The sequence below is a fragment of the Venatorbacter sp. C2-1 genome (assembly GCF_022832715.1).
GTDB classification, from domain to species: Bacteria; Pseudomonadota; Gammaproteobacteria; order Pseudomonadales; family Oceanobacteraceae; genus Venatoribacter; species Venatoribacter alkanivorans.
Map to the genome: position 1 here is coordinate 1,053,994 of NZ_CP094879.1, position 19,906 is coordinate 1,073,899.

Here is a 19,906-nt window from a genome sequence, read left to right on the forward strand (position 1 = left end):
CAGGCAATAAATAGTGTAATCGGCACTGCTTTTGAAAATCCCGGCAATAGCCGGGATTTTTATATTTTGTACCGTCTTTCTGATGCCGGGCAGGGAATGCAGCGGTCATTCAGCCGCCATGCAGCGGTCATACAGAGACGAGTGCTTATTCTGCCCCATTTTGTCCGTGCAGTTCCTGAGCTGCTGGCGGCACAACGATAAAAGGATTATTTATCATGTTATTGCTATTAAAAGACCTGTTCTGGCGCGACCAGTTCAGCGGCGAAAAACCCGCTGTTCTTGACGGACGCATCGACCGTGACCGCTATATGCTGGCGTTTTTTATTCTGTTCGCGATACAGGGTGCATTGCATGCCGGTGGCGCTTATGTATTCCCGGATTCTGGTTATGCGTTTAACGGTCCTTATTCCGACTACGTTGAGCTGATGTGGGTTTTCTTCTCCATTAATATTCTGGTTGATCCGCTGTGGCTGGTGCTGAGTGTCATTCTGGCCTGCCGTATGTTTGGTCGCTGGCTGATGGTACCGGTTGGCTTGCTGAATTACGGTTTGCTGTCGATGGTGCCTTATATGTCGAATATCAACATGAACAGCTCGCCATCAGGAGTGATGATGTTCTCCATTATGGGGATCAGCGCAGGCTGGTTGCTGTTTCATATTTATGTACTGTTCCGCCCGGCACTGAGCGTCAGCCAGCCGCAGCATCCGTTGCTGCGTATGAATCCGCGCTATGCGGCTGAAGAGCAGCTCAACAGTATTCAGTTTTTCTGGCGCTGTACGGTGCTGGGTGTGGTGGCAGCGCTGCTGCTGATTGCGGGAGCTGTGTCGCTGTTTGGTTACAGCAATGGTTATGGTTATTCGTCGTCACGTCAGGAACAGCTGCTGGTCTGGTTTGCTCTGGTGCTGATTGTGAGTGTGATTGTTGCGTTCTGGTTTCTGGTTCAGCGCCTGCGCAATATGGGCTGGAGTCCGCTGAAGACCATCCTTCTGGCCATGCTGTTACCGGGTTTGTTCTTTGGTCTGCAGCTGTTTTTCTACTTCAACGATTACTACGACAACCCGATACTGCTGGCGGTCTTCTACCTGTTGCTGCCATGGGTACGCTTGGCGCTGGCGGTGTTTAACAGCTTTATCATCGTCTTACCTGCGCCAGAAAACGCCAGCCCGGCATATGCCGGAACGGATACCGGAGCTGACGCCGGGCCTGAAGGTGATGCGCAGCAACCGGTTGCCGGATAAATGGCCTTGTTTCACAAAATTGTCATGGATGAAACGCGCTGCGGGGTTGAAATGTATGCCTTTCAGCGTAGTATTGAGCGCTATGAATACTGATTCCCGCGTCCTGAACATGCTTTCTGCCCATGCTGCTTCTGCAGCAGGCAGCGCTGTATCTGCTGTTCAGAACGTTAATTATTGGTGGTTTGGTTATGGCTATTTTAGCCAGGAGCCGGGCCGCGCTTAATTTGCATCATGCAGTTAAGGCAGTCCGGTGAGAACCGACTGCCACCGGAAAACCCCGATTGGCAGTCCGCCTTTCGGGGTTTTTTGTTATTGGCTTGGCAGAATTAAGGAATATGTCATGAAAGTTCAGTCCGCTGTTTGTTTGTTGCATCAGTACCGCCGATTTAGTCGCGGCCGCTATTGGCCGCACTTCTGATTCGCAGGAAATACGCTGACAAATACATTGAGGACTGCACCATGAACGTACAAACACAGAGCAAGCAACCAACAGAAACACAAACCGCCGATCAACAGGCAAGCAATGACCCGGCGGTGCGTCCGCTGCGTACACCGCGCCAGCTCAAGGCTGACCTGCCGCTTAACGAAGCGCTGGCATTGCAGATTGACCAGCAGCGTCAGCAGATCCGCGATCTGCTCAACGGCAACGATGACCGTCTGCTGATCGTCACCGGCCCCTGTTCCATTCACGATGAAGCGGCGGTACTGGATTACGGCCGCCGTCTGGCCGCGCTGAACGAGCAGCTGAGCGATCGCCTGCTGATTGTGTTGCGCGCCTACGTGGAAAAACCCCGTACCAGCATCGGCTGGAAAGGGCTGGCCTACGATCCGGAGCGTAACGGCAAAGGCGATATGGCGCTGGGGCTGGAACGCTCGCGCGGCATTATGCTGCAACTGGCGGAGCTGGGTTTGCCGCTGGCCACCGAAGCACTGAATCCGCTGGTGATGCGCTACCTCGATGATCTGGTGAGCTGGACCGCCATCGGCGCACGCACCGCCGAATCGCAGACCCATCGTGAAATGGTCAGCCATCTGCCAATGCCGGTGGGCATTAAAAACAGCACCGATGGTTCGGCCACCAATGCCGTGAATGCGATGATTTCTGCGCGTCACAGCCACCATACGCTGGGCGTGGATGTGGATGGTCAGATGGCCATGCTCGACACACCGGGAAACCCGGACACGCATCTGGTTCTGCGCGGCGGCCGTGGCATTACCAATTACGACGCCAGCTCAATTGCGTCTGCTCTGGCGGAACTGGAAAAAGGCAACTGCCACGCCAAAGTGCTGGTGGATTGCAGCCATGATAATGCCTGCAAGCAGCATGAGCGTCAGGTGGCGATCGCGCAGGACGTGGTGGCTCAGCGGGCTGCAGGCAATCGCGGTATTTTGGGTTTAATGCTGGAAAGCTTCATTCACGCCGGACGTCAGAACGATGAAGGTGAGCTGCAGTACGGCCAGTCAATTACCGATGCCTGTATCGGCTGGGATGAAACCGAAAGCTTGTTGCGCGGATTGCACGCTGCACTTTAAGGCTGCAACTCAGTGTGCCGTAATCCGTTATAAAACGGCCGCTTGCGGCCGTGGCCTTGGTCTGCGGAAAGGGTACACTTGAGGCTATCTGTTCATCCGCAAGGGGAGCCTCATGACTGAAACAACTTACATCCCGCCTAAAGTCTGGCAATGGCAGGCGGGGAATGGCGGTAAATTCGCCAATATTAACCGTCCGGTTGCCGGCCCGACTCACGACAAAGAATTGCCGGTCGGCAAGCACCCGTTGCAGTTGTATTCGCTGGCGACGCCGAACGGTGTGAAAGTCAGCATCATGCTGGAAGAGCTGCTGGCTGCCGGAATCAGCGATGCCGAATATGACGCCTGGCTGATTAATATTATGGAAGGCGATCAGTTTGGTTCAGGTTTTGTTGAGGTTAACCCTAATTCCAAAATTCCGGCGCTGATGGATCACAGTGTTAATCCGCCGCAGCGTTTATTTGAATCGGGTTCCATCCTGATGTATCTGGCAGAAAAATTTAATGCCTTTATTCCGGCGGATGCCGCAGGCCGTGCTGAATGTTTTAACTGGTTATTCTGGCAGATGGGCAGCGCGCCGATTTTAGGTGGTGGCTTTGGTCATTTTTATGCGTACGCGCCGGAAAAATATCAGTATCCGATTGACCGCTATACCATGGAAATCAAGCGCCAGCTCGATGTATTAAACCGTCATCTGGCGGATAAAGAGTTTATCTGTGGTGATGAATACAGTATCGCTGATATGGCCATCTGGCCCTGGTATGGCGTGCTGGTGCGTGGCGGCTTATACGACGCCGCAGAATTTATAGAAGCACACACCTACACCCATGTTCTGCGCTGGGCCAATACCATTGCTGATCGTCCGGCTGTGCAGCGTGGCCGTATGGTTAACCGTACCTGGGGGGAACCGCACGAACAGTTGCATGAACGGCATGATGCCAGTGACTTTTTGCTTAAAACTGCGGACAAGGTATAAGCCAACGTCTGAGTTTTGAACGAAAAAGGTCCGTCAATGACGGGCCTTTTTTATTGTGTATGCCTTATTTCTGTGCCGGTTGCGGTGCATTGTTGTACGCCTGAGTTCCCCACAGGGGCACTGTCGATAAACTGTGTTTAAAACTGCCGGATGTTTCTTTGGTGGCATAAGACAGATACATCAGGGTCTGGCTTTCGGCGTCGTAAATACGGCGGATTTTCATATTTTTAAAGAAAATACTTTTTGATTTTTTAAACACCACATCGCCGGATTTACTTTTATCGATCTGGGCAATCATCGCGGCGGTAATTTCACCGGTCTGACGGCAGGAAATGGCACTGTCGCTGGGATCGGAAAAACTCAGGTCAGCTTCAATTGACGCAACATGGCAGGTAACGCCGGGAACCAGCGGGTCGGTCATAACATTCAGTTTGATGTCTTTGAGGGTAAATAAACCCAGTGAAACATCGCCAACTTCATCATTGCTGCAGGCACTGAGCAGGCCAGCCAGGCAGACGGCTGCAAGGGTCAGGGCCGTTTTAGGTTGTTTCATGAAAATACTCCGATGGTCAGATAATCAGTTGCGGTTACCCACTTACAGTCTGCGAGCGGGTGCGGTTCAGGCGTGCGGCTGCCGGGTTTTGCGCAGGCTGACATAGCGGATGGTCAATGTCAGCGCACCGCTCAGATACAGTGCGGCGAGTGTCCATTTTAAGGTGGCGCTGAAACCGGCAATCATAACCCAGGGATCGCTGGGGGGGCTGAGCAGGTTAAACCAGGGTTCATGAATGCTGTTTTCAATAACATCCAGAACCGACATCAGCACGGCAGGCCACAGCAGCAGATTCCAGCGCGCGGATAATGCATTCAGATCAAACAGCCAGCTGGTCAGGGATAATGCCAGCAATCCGTACCATAGCGGGTGCATATGGTCATAGGCGAAGTGTTGCTGCAGGGCATTTAACTGAGCATCGCTGATGCTGTGCAGCAGCGCGGTAAATGCATCTGCCTGATAGCAGAACTGAAAACGGAACAGCAAGGCCTCGGCACCACCCTGTTGCAGAGTATGGGCAATCATACTTTGGGAAACGATATAAATAACCGCCATTGCAATAACAATCAGCGGGTGAGCCAGCCAGCGGCGTACGGCATTCATAGTACAGTTCCTTGTGTGTTATCTGTTGTCCAGCCTGCCACAGTTCTGCGCGTTGTAAAACTGCGGGGTTATGCTCTGTTATCGGTAGCGCTTTACCCGGTGCGGCGCTGCATGAAGGATTCCCGGGGGCTTTTCTTTCAGGCTGTGATCTGGCTCGCACTGATGATAAGAAAATCAGATTCTGCGTTGCAGCTTGTTGCTGACTGTCTCATCATACCGGGCATTTAATTATAGAGTCAGGGAATACCTATGCCGGCTTCATCGAACATCCGCAGTAAAGGCGGAGAATCCACCGAGAAAAGTAAATCCGGAAAAAGCGTCGGTATGATGCTGTTTGGTTTTATTTTTTTTGCAGCAGGCTTTGCCGTTGCCGCTTTTACTGTGGGCAGTAATCTGCTGCGTTATTACGAAACAGAAGACTGGGCCCGCGTACCGGCCACTATTACCAGCCTGGATTTGCGTACACATCACGGTGATGACAGCGTGACCTGGAGTGTAGAAGCACACTATCAATACCAGTTTAATGGCCGCACCTATTACAGCGACAGCGTGGCCTTAACCGGTGGCTCTGACAATATCGGCGATTTCTGGCAGGTACTTTATGCCCGCCTTAAATCGGAGCAGCAGCGTAATCAGGTGAAGGCTTACGTGAATCCTGCGAAGCCGCAAGAAGCCTATCTCGACCGAACCCTGCGTATGGGGCTGATGGTGTTTGGTGGCATTTTCGGTGCGGTATTTATGGCAGTGGGCGGCGCCGTTATGTTTATGGGCGGCCGCAGCAGCAATGTCAGCGATCAGGCAGATCGTGCGCGTGAAGGAATTCCCAGTGACCAGCGAGGCAGTTATAAAATTCTGCTGTTTATTGGCTGTCTGTTTGTCCTGATATCTGCGCCACTGTTGTTCATTATTGTTGATGCCCTGCAGGATGGTGAGCCGGAGGTTTTGCTTGGGCTGATTTTCCCGCTGGTTGGAAGCGGTGCAATTTATGCCGCACTGCGTATGCGTAAGCGCTATCTGCAGATTGGTCAGACTCTTTTTTATCCTGATCCTTTACCCGGAAATGCCGGCGGACAGGTGGGTGGATATTTTCATCTGGCCAGCGGTGAGTGGGTTACGTCACCACAGGTGCGGTTAACCTGTGTGCATATCTACAGCACCGGTAACGGCAAAGAGAGTAAGACCCATCACGATGTTATATGGCAGAGCAAAGGCCGTGCGCACTGTGAGCCGAATAACAGTGGCTGTAATGTGCATGCCCTGTTTGATGTGCCGGCTGATTTACCGGGCAGTGGCTCACCGTCTGGTTACCGGGGGCGTATTCAGTGGAATCTTCATTGTGACGGTATTGTCAGTGTGCCGGTTGCAGCGGCACGTAATCCGCGGGTGGATAACAGCCGGGCGATGCGCGACAGCAATCGTCTGCAGGTTGAGTTCGAACGCAGCTGGAGCATTCCGGTAGAAAAAGGTCAGCAGACATCATCATTTCAGATGCCGGCAGAAGAGCAGGAAGCCTGGAATCAGCAGCAGCGGGAAGACGCGCACACCAGCGCCGCTGCGCAGATTGCTATGACAGCCGCAGGCAGTGGTCTGCATCTTGAGAGTGCTGCCGGACGGCATACCGGTATGGCGCTTGGGCTTTTGGTATTCGGCCTGATATTTGATTGTGTCGGCGTCTTTCTGTTCTTTATGGCGGCACAGGGTGAACTGATGCTGTGGCTGATGGCTCCGGTATTTTTGCTGGTCGGCCTGCTGGTCACCTGGCTGGGTGTATTCTGGTTGGGGCGTGGCCTGGAAGCCGATGTTGAGCCGGGCAGAGTGCGTGTGGTGCGGCGTTTATTCGGTATCGCCTTATATCAGCGCAGTGCTGAGATTAATGCCGCCAGCCCGCTGACTCTGGATATGGGGATGTCGTCCAGCAATCAGAACGGTATCAGCACCGAGTATTTTTCTCTGCAGGTTGAAGCCGGCGGTAAAAAAATCAAACTGGCCGAAGGCATTGAAGGACGTGAAGCCGCCGAAGCATTAAAAGAGAAAGTCAGGGCAGTGCTGACCCGTGAACTGGATAGTGAGCTGATCTGAAGGCAGAAATATACGATTGGTTTATGCTGAATAACAGATAAACAGACACCCGGGGCACGGGCAGGGAGACGCAGATGCACTGGCAGGATAAAACGGACAACCCTTATCCGCTGTCGGCAGCGGCTCTGCAGTTCCGCCTGATTGTCGCGGTGGTGCTTGTTACGCTGATCACCGCCGCGGTTGCCCTGAGTCTGCATTACTATTTCAGCCGTGCCATGGTGCTGGATTCTGCCATGGCGCGTTATCAGCAAACCGTCAGTGCGACCCGCGACTACCTCAGAAACCTCGATAACAATGCGCTGCAAACCACACGGGCACTGGCACAATATCCACAATTAGTAGAGGGACAATGGGTTAACCGCGCAACTCCGCAGTTATTTGCCGAAGTAATGCGTAATAATCCGGTGCTGTACGCCATTTATATCGGGTTTGAAAATGGTGATGTCTACGAACTGGTAAACCTTAACAGCAGCGATGCTGTACGCCGTCAGCTGAAAGCCGCGCCCAGCGACCGCTGGGTGGTCATTACGGTTACAGGGAAAGGAGATCAGCGTCGCCGCCGCTTCGAATTTTACGACCTGCATATGCAGCAAACGTTTGCCCGCGATGAAGCCAGTGACTACAACGCCAGCCAGCGTCTTTGGTATACCAGCGCCCAAAGCGGCAGTGTGAATAAAACCCAGCCATATTTATTTCAGCATCTGCAGGCGCCGGGACAGAGTTACAGCACACGTATTGCTGGCGGGCAGGCTGTACTGGCGGTAGATATTGCCTTTTCTACCCTTGCCGCCCACTTGCGCAGCCAGCCATTGAGTCTGGATGGTGAAATATATCTCTACCAGCAGAGTGGCGAAATTATTGCCAGTAATGCCGAACGCTGGAATGAAGACCGCCTGCCTCCCGCCGATCCCTTTACGCTCAGCGAAGCACAGACCCGCTATATCGACAGCCTGGGGCTTTTGCGTATTTCCAATGAAACCGACTGGCCGCCGATTGATTTTGCCGTATCAGCCGAGCCGCGTGGTTACAGCATTGATTTATTACGCTTAATTGCGCAAATGACCGGCCTGAATATCGAATTTGTAAATGGCTATGCCTGGCCGGAATTAATGGAATTATTCCGTCGTAAAGAGCTGGAAATTCTGCAACCGGTATTAAGTCGTCAGCAATTACCCGGCGTAATGACTCAATCATTTCTGCAGTTGCCCTACGCAGTGGTGCAGCGGCCGGAAGACGCTGAAATTAATGATTTGCAGCAACTGAACGGTAAAACACTGGCTATTCCTGCCGGCTGGAGCGTTATTAATGTTATCCGCAATAATTACCCACAGATCACTTTGCTGGATATTGCCAATACGCGGGAAGCACTGGAAGCGGTAAAACAGGGCAGGGCAGATGCGGCGCTGGATATGGAACTTATTCTGCGTAAAACCGCCGACCAGTATTTTATAAACGGACTGCGTTTCAGCCAACAGATTGCCGGATTGGAGCTATTGCCTCAGGGGCTTAAATTGCTGCTGCAGGAAGATCTGCACCCGTTAGCGGCGATACTGGATCAGGTGCTGGCCGCTATCCGTCCACAAACCTGGCAATTTTTACAGGATAAATGGCTGGCCGGAGAAGACGCCAGCCGCAACGCTGTACCCGCGGTAGTGCCTTACCCACAGCTTCTCAGTATGACCCGCCATAATGCGTTGCAGAATCGTCTGGAAAAAACCACGATTAACGGCGCTGAGTACTATATTTTCGCCTCCTCCTTTGAGCATAAACAAAGCACGCGTGAGCATTTTGCCTTTGTTATATCTGCACAGCGTTTGTTTGCCGGCAGCAGCCGCGAAGTATGGTGGTCGGTGCTGATTATTGCCGCCGTCTGGCTGCTGCTGATACCACCGGTTCTGCTGCTTTTAGTACTGCGGCCGTTACGCCATTTTGGCTCTGACAACCACGGGTAAGACCGGCAGCCGTTATTACGCAGCGCTACATTTCCATACCGGGCTTTTCTGGACTCACCCTGTTAATTCCAGTACAGTCCGCCCCCTCTCAAAGGCTGGGTGAACACCTGTTGACCTGCCTTGCCGGGCGACTGCCCGGATGGACGCGGCTGCTGACACCGCGCCATTTCTCCTTGCAATGTCAGCTCTCAGAGCAGATCACGCACTCATGACCCAATTTTCCGAACTCGGCTTAGCCGATGCCATCCTGAAAGCCGTTGCTGATCAGGGTTACACCACGCCATCTCCGGTACAGGCCCAGGCCATTCCCGCCGTACTGGCTGGCCGCGATGTAATGGCCGCCGCCCAGACCGGCACCGGTAAAACCGCCGGTTTTACCCTGCCAATGCTGCACAAACTGCAGCAGGGCGAACGCGCCAGCGCCAACCGCTGCCGCGCGCTGGTATTAACACCCACCCGTGAGCTGGCTGCTCAGGTAGGTGAAAACGTTGCTGATTACAGCAAATACCTGAATATCCGCTCCGCCGTTGTATTCGGTGGGGTCAGCATTAATCCGCAAATGATTGCCCTGCGCCGTGGGGTGGACGTACTGGTGGCCTGTCCGGGTCGTTTGCTCGACCTGTACCAGCAGAAAGCCATTCGTTTTGACGAAGTGGAATTTCTGGTGCTGGACGAAGCCGACCGTATGCTCGATATGGGCTTTATTCACGACATCAAAAAAATCCTCGCACTGCTGCCGAAAAACCGCCAGAACCTGATGTTCTCGGCCACTTTCTCTAACGAGATCCGCACCCTTGCCAAAGGCCTGGTAAACGATCCGGTAGAAATTGACGTCAGCCCGCGTAACAGCACAGCCCACACCGTTGAACAGTGGCTGATTCCGGTCGATAAAAAACGCAAACCTGAAGTGCTCAGCCACCTGCTGAAACAACACGGCTGGAAACAGGTACTGGTATTTACCCGCACCAAACACGGCGCTAACCGTTTAACCACGCATCTGCAGGATCGTGGTATTACCGCCGCTGCAATTCACGGTAATAAAAGTCAGGGTGCCCGTACCCGTGCGCTGGCCGAATTTAAAAGCGGCGATATTGCAGTATTAGTGGCGACCGACATTGCCGCCCGTGGTCTGGATATCGAACAATTACCGCACGTAATCAACTTTGAATTGCCTAACGTTGCCGCCGATTACGTACACCGTATTGGCCGCACCGGACGTGCCGGTGCCAGTGGTGAAGCCATTGCCCTGGTCTGTGCCGAAGAACTGGAAGACCTCGAAGGCATTGAAGGCTTAATCGGCAAAAGTATTGAACGCCGTGTGCAGGAAGGTTTTGAGCCTAATACCCCGCTGCCGGTGTCGCGCCCTAAATCTCCGCGTAAACCGAAAAAAGCCAAGCAACCTAAAGGCTTTAAAGATACCTTCGACCGCGAGCCGCGCGCTCCGCGTCCGGCCGGTAGTGGTCGCTCTAACGGCAATGGCGGTAACGCTGGCCGTTCCGGTTCAGGTCGTTCTGGCTCAGCTCAGAAACAGGGTGAGCAAAAGCAGGGTGAACAGCGCCGTTCATCCGGCAGCAGCGGTAATAACAATGGCGGTAACAGCCGCCCGGCAGGCAGCGCACCGCGTCGTCCACGCCGCCCGGCACAGGGATAAAACCTGCGCCAATAGCGGCTGCTGTTAACGCCGCCTAAAACAAAAACGGGCCTCAGATGAGGCCCGTTTTTTATGCTGATAATAAAGTAAAGAACCTTATTACCTATTCCTGCTTAGCGATCAGTGTTATTGGCGTCTGTTTGAAAATTGCTTGCAGGCCTGAATGCTAACTCCGGATTGATCAGATAGGCAAAAATAAATCCGATACCGGCGGAGCCAAAAAACGACAGAATAGGAATGGCGCTGCTGTCTCCGTTTACGAACAGGTAATAGCCGAACCCGGAAATTGCGGTAAAGATTCCGAATGTAATCATGAAAAAAATCATATTGATATACCTGCCGATTTTTTGGTTGGTCGCAGGTGCTGGTAGCGGAATAATCTTACTGAAAAGAGCCAGTATCGCCGGAGCGAACAGACCGAAGAATACCCCAGGAAGAACTGGCATATGCTCTGTGTGAAGGATAATGTTGCTGCTGAATATCATGATTCCCTGAATCAGGCCTGCAACAGTCCCGGCAGCAAGACCAAGCCAGTCACCGGGTAAAAAATGGATCTTCATTGTGATACCTTTATTTTAAGTGAGATAAGTCGTGAAGGGGTAGCTCTGTCTTTATTGCTATGAACCGGGACTCAGAAGGTCGCGCATTAGGTGATCTGAATTCAGGTCTTTTACGGCAGAGGTTGCTGTAGTCGGGCAGTTAGTTCCTGATTGAGACGCAGAGTCTCAGTTACTCAGAGGCAGGCTTCGCAGAAAGGGTGCAATTTTCAGGATATTGCTGACATAACCACACTAAATATCTGATGAAGTAATACTTATAGATTCCATTGTCTGGCATGAAATCAATAATTGGCTGTGCAGTGTTTTCATATGTCCGGCTTATCCAGCGGTTATTTATCTCAAGTCTGGGTCAGGCTGCGAGTAAGGGATAAGTGAGGAGCACGGTTATCGCTACGGCTAATATTCCTGCTGTTGCTTTCTGCTTTTCGGATATGGTTAAGGTTTATTGCCTTTTCGTATGCTGTTCGCTGCAGAGCGTTTAAATACGCTCTCTGGTCTTTAATCTCTGATGATAAGAGGTCCTGGAGGACCATGGTTGGTAACTTTTATACACCAGTGAGAGCAGCGAAAAATCCAATGATCAGAAGAGCGGATCCGGACAATAATAAGCGCCTGGCAATGATGGCTTTTTTGAAGTCAGACCTTCCACGCTCTTTTACTTCCGGGCTTTCAGAACTTTCATAGCCCTGATTCAGTACCCAGCTGAACATTCCCAGTGTTTTTCCAAGATCAATAAATGACGATCCCTCCGGAGATCCCAGTTTCGTCCACTGCGCCTGATCCTGCTCTTTTAGTGACTGAGTAAGACCCTCAAAATTAATTGAGAGTAATCCGGCAATAAGAAGAAAAGATCCGATTAAAATGAATAACATATCATAGTCCTCTGATTTCTTTCATGCTTGCTTACACCAGACACGCTGCCGCCCATCCTTATATACGCAGACAGGAATAGCGTGGCTTTATCATTCGGGATTGTTAGCGGGGGGCGGTTGTTCTCGGTCGTTCTGACTGCGTTGTATTAACGATATAGCGGCATCTCTGCTGTGGTTCGAGAGTACTTAAGTTCAGGCTTTGGTTCAATAATTGATAGAGATGGGTACAAGTGGCAACAGACGACAGGGAGTGCTCTGTCTGGCGCGTAGGTTGGTTCAAGTGCTACTCAACGGAGCCGAGCATTGGCATAGAATAGATTACAGAAATCACTCCGCGCAGCGGCAATGTCTGAGTCGCTGATGACCGCACACCTTCACACAAGCCGCCAAAACATTAATCCACCAGATTAATACCCAGACTCTCCAGCAGATTTAACGCCTCATAGCGACTGAAGGTCGCATTGCTCAGATTATTATCCAGCACATCGATATTAAAATTAACCGATTCACTCAGGTCTGCACCGCTTAAATTGGTGCGGCCAAACAGGCTGTGGGTAAAGTCGCAGTAGGTGAGGTGGGCGTTGTTCAGCTGGGTTTCGCGCAGGTCAACATCGTGTGCTTTGCACTCTTCCATAACCACTTCATGCAGGTTCAGTCCGAGGAAGGAGGAGTCGTTCAGTATGCACTGGTAGAACTTCAGTTCAGGGTGAAACTGGTAGCTGGACCATTGGGCACGGGTCCAGTCGATACCAACCATTTTGCACTCGCGGAAGGTTGTTTCGGCAAAACGGCTTTGCGGAATTTTAATCAGGCTCAGATTGCAGCGGGTAAAGCGGCAGTTAATAAACTTACAGGCTTTAAATACGCTGTGCGATAAGTCGCAGTCGCTGAATTCGCATTCTTCAAACTCGGTATTGCCGATCTGGCTGTCGGTGATATCGAGTTTAGTGAAGTGTTCTTCAAAATACTGGCTGGCGCTGGTCAGGCTGATCACGGCACTCTCCGCTGCAATTTCTTAAGATGGTAAAGCAGAAGCAGAGCGTCTGCACGGTTGCGGTTATGAATACCCTGTTGCAGCCAGGGTAACGGTTATTCTGCATTTTGTGCTTGTTACCGCCGTGAATATCAGAGCAAGTCCTGTCATTGACGGGGATCATTCAGTTCAACCAGCAGCCAGGCAACGTAGGCAATAAAAGTGGTCGGAAAATACAGAATACGTGAATACCAGTAACCTGCGTCTTCACCTAAAAAGGTGTATACCGGCACGACGGTCAGCATAGCGGTAACAAAGGCAATATAAATAAAGCGTGGTGCATGCCAGCGCAGGTTGGTGAAAGGGTATTTATTGTAGCTAAAAGCCCAGCGCGCCCACAGTCGTGAGCTGGCATAAAAAAAGACCCCGAAGGCCAGCAACCAGAGCCAGTCGCTGGCACCGAGTTCACTGAGCTGGCAATCGGGCAGGCAGCTGAACATTAAAAGAACTCGCGCAGGGAATTCTGGTAAGTCTGCGCTAACACCTCTTCAACACTCAGGCCTTTTACGCCGGCAATTTTTTCGGCAATAAAAGGCAGATATTTCGGAGCATTTTCCATCCCGCGGAACGGAATCGGCGTGAGGAAAGGTGCGTCGGTTTCCAGCAATAAATTGCTCAGTGGTGTGGCGGCAACCACTTCGCGCACGTTGTCGGCTTTATTAAAGGTAACGATGCCGTTAATACCGAGGCAAAAGCCCAGTTCAACGGCCAGCAGTGCCAGTTCCATGCCGGAAGTAAAGCTGTGCACCACGCCTTTACGTTTCATCTGCGGGGCGTATTCACGCAGAATGGCCATGGTATCTTCGTCGGCTTCGCGGGTATGAATAACAACGGGTAATCCGCATTCAACCGCCAGTTGCAGCTGGCGGGCAAATACCTGACGTTGCACAGTACGGTCACAGTGGTCGTAATAATAATCGAGACCAATTTCGCCGACGGCGACCACTTTTTCGTGGATGGCATGGGTGCGGATATAGCCTTCGGCGGCGTCATCAAACAGCGCGGCTTCGTGCGGGTGTACACCCAGTGTGGCATACAGGTCGGCGTGGGCTTCGGCCAGCGCCAGCGCCTTGGGCATATTGTCCGGCTCAACACTGATGGTCATAAAGCGTTCCACGCCAATGGCGCGGGCGGCACTGAGAATATCGTCGGCACTGCCTTCTTTCAGATAATCGAGGTGAAAGTGGGTTTCGATAATGGGCAGGCCGTAGGCCGGAATATCACGACGCTTTTTACTCATAATGGTTCTTTCTGATCTCAGCGGTAGCAGACAGGGCGGCGCAGAATTATAACGCGCTTAAGCGCTGATTTCTGCAGCGGCCCGTTTTTGTCCGTATTCAGGGTTTTATATGTTGCTGCCAGTGTTGATAGAGCGCGGCAATATCTGCGGAACAGAGCAGCTCCATACAGGCGCTGAGTTGTTCATCCGGCCAGTGCCACCAGGCCATTTCCTGCAACAGGGCAATATGCTCGTCACTGAAGCGCGAGCGGATAACCCGCGCCGGGTTAGAGCCGACAACGGCATAGGCCGGAACGTCGCGGGTAACCACCGCCCGGCTGGCAATAATGGCGCCGTTGCCGACGGTAATGCCCGGCATAATCATGGCTTCTGAGCCGATCCATACATCATGGCCGATGCAGGTGTCGCCAGCGCGGCTGAAGCCATCTTTACTGGCAGCAAAGGCTGGGTGCAGCTGGTAGAAAAAGGGGAAGGTGCTGATCCAGTCACTGCGGTGCCCCTGATTACCCGCCATCATAAAAACGGCGCCGGAACCAATAGAGCAATAATTACCGATAATGAGTTTGTCAACATCGTCGCGGTCGGGTGCCAGGTAGCGGGCGCAGTCATCAAAACTGTGGCCATGGTAATAACCGGAATAATAACTGTGACGGCCAGCAATAATATTGGGGTTGGTTATCTGTTCGCTCAGGGGTTTACCGGCAAAGGGGGAGTCGAAATAATTTCCGGTCATGGGGTTGTACCTGATCTGTCATCAGACCGCATGATAAAACCTTTTGGCGAGGGGCTCACGGTTTAGTGTGTTTCAGGTCTGTTGCCATTGCAGCAAACCTGAAAAGACAGGCACGGAGGTGCCGTCAGTTGAATAAACGACGCAGCTGTTCGCCGATAGCGGCTTTGGCGTTGTTCATTAATGGTGAGCCGTGGGCGGCGAGTAGATGGTCAAAATCCAGATTCATCAGACGGTTAAAATCCGCTTCCAGAGTCTGGCCTTTCGGTGTTACGCGTTTCAGCCACGGCTTGCCGATATTCAGCCCCGGTTTAAAACCCATAACGCGCAATGCCAGACGGCTGAACAGGCTGGTGTAATTCCAGTTATCCAGATATTGCAGGGAATCGGTGGTCAGCAGGCATTTGTGCTTGGTCAGCAGTAAAGCCGCTTCCGGGTATTTGGCGTTATCAAAGATAAACAGCTCAGCGTGCGGGAAAGGCATGGCCAGACCGGTTTTCAGATGCACGTTTGCGCGTGGGGTTTTGTAGGTGCTTTGGCCAGGCTGGCACCAGAAACGCGCCTGATATTTATCGACGTAGTACTGATCATCCAGTCCATGAAAATCGCCGAGGCGGAACACATGGGTTACGCGGCCAAGTTTTTCCAGTTTGCGTTCTTCCGTCTCGTTCAGCCGAACCGGGTTGATCAGGGTCAGCTCGTGGCGATTACGGATGATCACCATATTACGGTTCATGCTCATGCCCGGGCCTACGCGGATACTGCCCTGCACCCAGAAAATATCCCAGAAGAGTTGTTCGATTTTACCGTGTGGATAAGCCGGGGCGTAGCTCTGGCTTTGTGCCGCCGCTGCGGGCGACAGCTCTGAATTCAGTGTGGCAGTCATGGCGTTCTTCCTGCGTTTATAGGTATGCGTGTGAAAATGGTCGGCACAGACAACGGCCGCAGAGAGATATTAACGGGAATTAACGGCAAAACATTACGCAATGTGACAATTTTTGTCACATTGAGCTGAAAGTGTGACGAATTTTGTCAGGATGCTGGGCTCGGCAGGTCAGGATGAGAATCTGTGTTGGTTTTTGTCCTGTCAGGACACGACAGGCATCAATCCGGAATGTGACAGAAGAGCCTAAAAGAAGAGCCTAGAAAAAGAGCTCAGAAAAATGAGCCGGGAAAACAGCAACGCAAGAAAAATAAACAGAGGAGGCAAGACAGGCGGTAGTCAAAACTGCAGTACGGATGCCAAAGCGCAGGCGGTTGCGCTGCGCTTTGCCGTTGGGCGGTAAATTACTGTCCGGCTTTTTTCCCGCTCATGGGGGCGTAGACCGCCTGAATAGCCTGCATATCGGCGTCGATGTCGCCTGTGGTATGGAACACGCCGGCAATGCCGCCGGTTTTGTTCGGATAGTCGAGAAATCCCATCAGCACCGGCACGCCGGCATTATGGGCAATATGATAAAAGCCGGTTTTCCAGTAGGTTACTTTGGCGCGCGTACCTTCCGGCGGTACGATCAGGAACAGCTGCTCGTTGCTGTTAATAGCATCAACCGAAGCCTGCACCATGTTGTTGGCTTTGGAGCGGTCAACGGGAATGCCACCCATCCACATCATCAGGCCGCGGAATGGCGGTTTGAAAATCTGCTCTTTACCCATCCAGTAAATTTTTACGCGGAAGACAAAAGCGATCATAAGCATAAAGGGCAGATCCCAGTTGCTGGTGTGCGGCGCAGCGATCATCACGCATTTTTTTAAATCCGGCGGGATATGGCCCACGCTTTTCCAGCCGGCGAGCTTCAGAAAAGCAATGGAACCCCAGCGCAGCAGGGTTTTCAGAATGGGGGTATCGAACATGGTACGGTGCATAACAGGCCCTAGTAAAAGGGCAGGCGTACGGACAATGCCGGATAAGACAGCAGGTCCGGAGACTCCGGCCCCGATCAGTGAGGCGCAGATCATAGCGGATTTGTTGAGGGCCGACACTGAGATAAATCAGCCTGCCTGGCCCCTCACACCCGGCGAGGTCGCCTGTTCAGAGCGCAGGTGGTTCTGCGCCCTGATGGTGACGGGTGTTTTCGCCAGGGGTGATAAACAGCAGGCGGGTGGCTTCAGAAGTGGTTGCGGTATGCCAGATGCCTTGCGGAATCAGTACATAGTCTCCGGCGGTTGCCAGCGCTACCTGCTGCTGACCGTCGCCGGTCAGCAGGGTAAAGGTGGCACTACCGCTCAGCAGTATCACGGTTTCATCACCGGCCGGATGAATCTCCCAGCTGTTCCAGGGACCGGAAAACTCATACTGAGCAACCAGTGAGCACTGCCGGAACTGATTAAAATCGCGGTCGAGGGCGGCGTACATGCCCTCATTAACCGCGACCCGACTGGCACGCTGCTGGCCATCCAGCACAACGAATTCATCGGTAATCTGTGCTTTGCGGATGTCCATAAGGTTTGTCCTCAGCTGTTTTGTGCTTCCATATACATCAGCTCCCAGGTGTGGCCATCCGGATCTTCAAAGGCCAGGCCGTACATGGGTCCCTGATCCTGGCCGGGCCGGGCAATTCGTCCGCCATTGTCTTCGGCGGCCTGGCCGATGGTATCGACTTCGGTGCGGCTGCTGCAGCTCAGGCACAGCAACACTTCGCTGCTGGTATGGGCATCGCACAGACTCTTGGAAGTGAACTGCGAATAGAATTCCGGCTTCAGCAGCATGGCGAAAATGTTGTCGGCAATGACGACGCAGATGGCCACTTCATTGCTGTACTGCTCGTTAATACTGAAGCCCAATGCGGTAAAAAACTGGCGCGAACGCTGGATGTCGCTGACGGAGAGATTCACAAAAATCTGACGGCTCATGGCGCTTCTCTTGTTCTTGTTATGGATGAGAACGCTATTGTTAGCAGATTTTTGCGCCAGAAAAAATCCGTTGCCGAGCAGAGGGCAGGTGTTGAAAGCGGCAGCTGCAGATACAGAACTGCCGCGTAAGGCTGCTTAGCGCCTGTTTAATTGCCCTGGGCCAGGGCTTTGGCGCTGGCTGTTAAACGCATGGCCTGATCGGCGGCGTTAGCCAGTTCCTGCCCTTTAATCACAAAATGGCGGGCATAGTAGTTTTTATGCTCGTCGTGCTCGTGAAAATTGTGCGGGGTCAGTACCGCGGTCAGTACCGGTACTTCGGTTTCCAGCTGTACCTGCATCAGGCCGTTACACACGGCGGCGGCAACGAAGTCGTGGCGGTAAATACCACCGTCGACTACCAGAGCGCTGGCGGCAATGGCGCTGTAGCGCCCGCTCCTGGCCAGCAGTTTGGCCTGCAGGGGAATTTCGTAGGCGCCGGGAGCGGCAATCACATCAATATTGCTGATGTCGTAACCACGGCTGGCGAGTTCGTCTTTAAAACCATCCAGACACTTGAGTACGATGTCGGTGTGCCAGGAAGCGTGAATAAAGGCGATGCGTTGTTGCTGAGGATTAAAAGTGTTGTTCATTGGCTCTGATTCTTCTTTAAATGCTGATTAGAATCAGGGCGAACGGGCAGACAAAAGCACTGACAGAGGCGGGCCTCTGTGCTGTCTGACACGCTCTCTCTTATCCGGACTATACCGTCGGCTCCGGAGTTACACCGGATCTGCTGACCTTGCTGGCAGTTAAACCGCCGGCAAGCGCTCGCGGGCTTCAGCGCAATAAACGCTGTTACCGCCGGTGGGGAATTTCACCCCGCCCCGAGAACGATGCGCTCTCAGCAGGCTGAGATCGCGGCGGCAATATAGGGAGTTTGGCGGGAAGAGTCAAAGGCAGCGGGCGCAACGCATTGTTGCGCCCGTGCGGCTTTTGATTTGTCTGAGCGTGCATCAGCTCAGGGCTTCGTCCGGCAGCAGATCCTGCAGCTGTTCGATACCTTCGACCACATCATCGGGCTGATGGAAGTAGGCCACGTGGTACATGGCTTCGCCTTCCTGCACCAGCGGGATATTGGTTTTGCCGATAATAATGCCTTCGTAACGCGAGCGGACTTCGTCCAGCACAGTGCCGTACGGGTCGCGGATAGTAGCGAGTAATTCCTGTTTCTGTACGCGGTCACCGAGTTCTTTATGGTGCTGCACAAAGCCGCTGTCGGTAGCGCGTTCCCAGGCACTGGTACGCGCCGTGACCGGCTCCAGCACATGGGATTTTTTCGCCCGGCTGCGTGGCAGCATACCGAGGTGGCGCATAACGTTAATGGTGCCGCGTTCGCCGGCACGGATGCACAGCTCGTCGTAACGCAATGCTTCGCCGGCTTCGTACAGCAGAATACGCACGCCATGGTCGGCGGCGGCTTCACGCAGCGAGCCATCGCGCAGGTTGGAATTCAGCAGTACCGGAACACCAAAGGCGCTGGCCATGGCGGCGGTTTCTTCGTCGTCGAGGTTGGCGCGGATCTGTGGCAGGTTAGAGCGGTGAATGGCGCCGGTATGAAAGTCGATGCCGTAATCGCATTTACTGACGATTTCTTCGAGAAACATATTCGCCATACGCGCCGCCAGCGAGCCTTTTTTGCTACCGGGAAAAGAGCGGTTTAAATCGCGGCGGTCGGGCAGATAACGGCTGTGGTTGATCACGCCATAAACATTGACGATCGGCACCGCAATTAACGTACCGCGCAGGCTGTTGAGTTTGCGTGAATTAATCAGACGCTGAATGATCTCGATGCCATTCAGCTCGTCGCCGTGAATGGCTGCACTGATAAATAAAGTGGGGCCGGGGCGTTTACCACGTTTAACAAAGACCGGCATGGAGACGGAATTGTCGGTGTATAAACGCCCGACCGGTAATTCGATTTTCTGGCTTTCGCCGGGAGCGATGCTGATCCCGGCAATTTCAATACTACGCTTTGGCATGCTTTCCCTGATCGTTATGTA

20 protein-coding genes and 1 riboswitch are annotated in these 19,906 nt (G+C 52.8%); of the genes, 6 read left to right on the top strand and 14 right to left on the bottom strand.

The genetic code is table 11. From position 1 onward, the window contains the following. Positions 1-215 precede the first annotated feature (215 nt). The 3 genes from MT343_RS04770 to yghU all read left to right on the top strand — a co-directional run bounded on the left by MT343_RS04770 (position 216) and on the right by yghU (position 3,744). Entirely contained in the window at positions 216-1,238 is a 1,023-nt protein-coding gene (locus MT343_RS04770) for a hypothetical protein (protein ID WP_145469620.1), read from the top strand. A 459-nt stretch (positions 1,239-1,697) separates the two neighbouring features. Then, the gene (locus tag MT343_RS04775; protein ID WP_145469619.1) at positions 1,698-2,771 is read left to right on the top strand and encodes a 3-deoxy-7-phosphoheptulonate synthase; all 1,074 of its coding nucleotides are present in this window, start codon (positions 1,698-1,700) and stop codon (positions 2,769-2,771) included. 112 nt (positions 2,772-2,883) lie between these two features. Then, on the top strand, positions 2,884-3,744 hold the full coding sequence (yghU, locus tag MT343_RS04780) for a glutathione-dependent disulfide-bond oxidoreductase (RefSeq protein ID WP_145469618.1): 861 nt from the start codon (positions 2,884-2,886) through the stop codon (positions 3,742-3,744). A gap of 64 nt (positions 3,745-3,808) precedes the next feature. Here the strand turns inward: yghU and MT343_RS04785 are convergent, their stop codons facing one another. Both MT343_RS04785 and MT343_RS04790 read right to left on the bottom strand, forming a co-directional pair. Next, the gene (locus tag MT343_RS04785) at positions 3,809-4,297 is read right to left on the bottom strand and encodes a CreA family protein (RefSeq protein WP_145469617.1); all 489 of its coding nucleotides are present in this window, start codon (positions 4,295-4,297) and stop codon (positions 3,809-3,811) included. 66 nt (positions 4,298-4,363) lie between these two features. After that, entirely contained in the window at positions 4,364-4,900 is a 537-nt protein-coding gene (locus tag MT343_RS04790; RefSeq protein ID WP_145469616.1) for a hypothetical protein, read from the bottom strand. A gap of 249 nt (positions 4,901-5,149) precedes the next feature. On the opposite strand from MT343_RS04790, the gene MT343_RS04795 reads away from it, so the two are divergent. The 3 genes from MT343_RS04795 (at position 5,150) to MT343_RS04805 (ending at position 10,582) form a co-directional block, all read left to right on the top strand. Further along, positions 5,150-6,979, top strand: a complete 1,830-nt coding sequence (locus MT343_RS04795; protein ID WP_145469615.1) for a DUF3592 domain-containing protein — start codon at positions 5,150-5,152, stop codon at positions 6,977-6,979. A 74-nt stretch (positions 6,980-7,053) separates the two neighbouring features. Further along, entirely contained in the window at positions 7,054-8,931 is a 1,878-nt protein-coding gene (locus MT343_RS04800) for a transporter substrate-binding domain-containing protein (protein WP_145469614.1), read from the top strand. Positions 8,932-9,139: 208 nt separating this feature from the next. Further along, positions 9,140-10,582 carry a DEAD/DEAH box helicase gene (locus tag MT343_RS04805; RefSeq protein WP_145469613.1) on the top strand — a complete coding sequence of 481 codons (1,443 nt, stop codon included), beginning with the start codon at positions 9,140-9,142 and terminating at the stop codon, positions 10,580-10,582. 113 nt (positions 10,583-10,695) lie between these two features. Here the strand turns inward: MT343_RS04805 and MT343_RS04810 are convergent, their stop codons facing one another. The 12 genes from MT343_RS04810 to MT343_RS04865 form a co-directional block, all read right to left on the bottom strand. Then, a complete protein-coding gene (locus MT343_RS04810; RefSeq protein WP_145469612.1) occupies positions 10,696-11,142 on the bottom strand; it encodes a hypothetical protein in 447 nt (148 codons plus the stop codon). A 545-nt stretch (positions 11,143-11,687) separates the two neighbouring features. Continuing rightward, positions 11,688-12,014 (bottom strand): hypothetical protein, encoded by a 327-nt coding sequence (locus tag MT343_RS04815; RefSeq protein ID WP_145469611.1) that lies wholly within the window; start codon positions 12,012-12,014, stop codon positions 11,688-11,690. A gap of 394 nt (positions 12,015-12,408) precedes the next feature. Continuing rightward, the gene (locus MT343_RS04820) at positions 12,409-13,008 is read right to left on the bottom strand and encodes a pentapeptide repeat-containing protein (RefSeq protein ID WP_145469610.1); all 600 of its coding nucleotides are present in this window, start codon (positions 13,006-13,008) and stop codon (positions 12,409-12,411) included. Between the two features lie 146 nt (positions 13,009-13,154). Beyond that, on the bottom strand, positions 13,155-13,487 hold the full coding sequence (locus tag MT343_RS04825; protein ID WP_145469609.1) for a hypothetical protein: 333 nt from the start codon (positions 13,485-13,487) through the stop codon (positions 13,155-13,157). Then, positions 13,487-14,287, bottom strand: coding sequence for a TatD family hydrolase (locus tag MT343_RS04830; RefSeq protein WP_145469608.1), 801 nt, complete (start codon positions 14,285-14,287; stop codon positions 13,487-13,489). Before MT343_RS04830 ends, MT343_RS04825 begins: the two co-directional genes overlap by 1 nt. Positions 14,288-14,384: 97 nt before the next feature. Then, positions 14,385-15,020: a type B chloramphenicol O-acetyltransferase gene (catB, locus tag MT343_RS04835; RefSeq protein WP_145469607.1), complete on the bottom strand. Its 636-nt coding sequence runs from the start codon at positions 15,018-15,020 to the stop codon at positions 14,385-14,387. 124 nt (positions 15,021-15,144) lie between these two features. After that, on the bottom strand, positions 15,145-15,903 hold the full coding sequence (locus tag MT343_RS04840) for a hypothetical protein (RefSeq protein ID WP_145469606.1): 759 nt from the start codon (positions 15,901-15,903) through the stop codon (positions 15,145-15,147). 401 nt (positions 15,904-16,304) lie between these two features. Beyond that, positions 16,305-16,880 (bottom strand): lysophospholipid acyltransferase family protein, encoded by a 576-nt coding sequence (locus MT343_RS04845; protein WP_145469605.1) that lies wholly within the window; start codon positions 16,878-16,880, stop codon positions 16,305-16,307. Positions 16,881-17,046: 166 nt separating this feature from the next. Beyond that, the gene (locus MT343_RS04850) at positions 17,047-17,457 is read right to left on the bottom strand and encodes a cupin domain-containing protein (protein WP_145469604.1); all 411 of its coding nucleotides are present in this window, start codon (positions 17,455-17,457) and stop codon (positions 17,047-17,049) included. Positions 17,458-17,468: 11 nt separating this feature from the next. After that, the gene (locus MT343_RS04855) at positions 17,469-17,867 is read right to left on the bottom strand and encodes a VOC family protein (RefSeq protein ID WP_145469603.1); all 399 of its coding nucleotides are present in this window, start codon (positions 17,865-17,867) and stop codon (positions 17,469-17,471) included. A 146-nt stretch (positions 17,868-18,013) separates the two neighbouring features. Next, the gene (locus MT343_RS04860; protein ID WP_145469602.1) at positions 18,014-18,496 is read right to left on the bottom strand and encodes a 6,7-dimethyl-8-ribityllumazine synthase; all 483 of its coding nucleotides are present in this window, start codon (positions 18,494-18,496) and stop codon (positions 18,014-18,016) included. A gap of 88 nt (positions 18,497-18,584) precedes the next feature. Beyond that, positions 18,585-18,742, bottom strand: a riboswitch (FMN riboswitch). Between the two features lie 117 nt (positions 18,743-18,859). Next, positions 18,860-19,885, bottom strand: coding sequence for a succinylglutamate desuccinylase/aspartoacylase family protein (locus MT343_RS04865; RefSeq protein WP_145469601.1), 1,026 nt, complete (start codon positions 19,883-19,885; stop codon positions 18,860-18,862). Positions 19,886-19,906 lie beyond the last annotated feature (21 nt).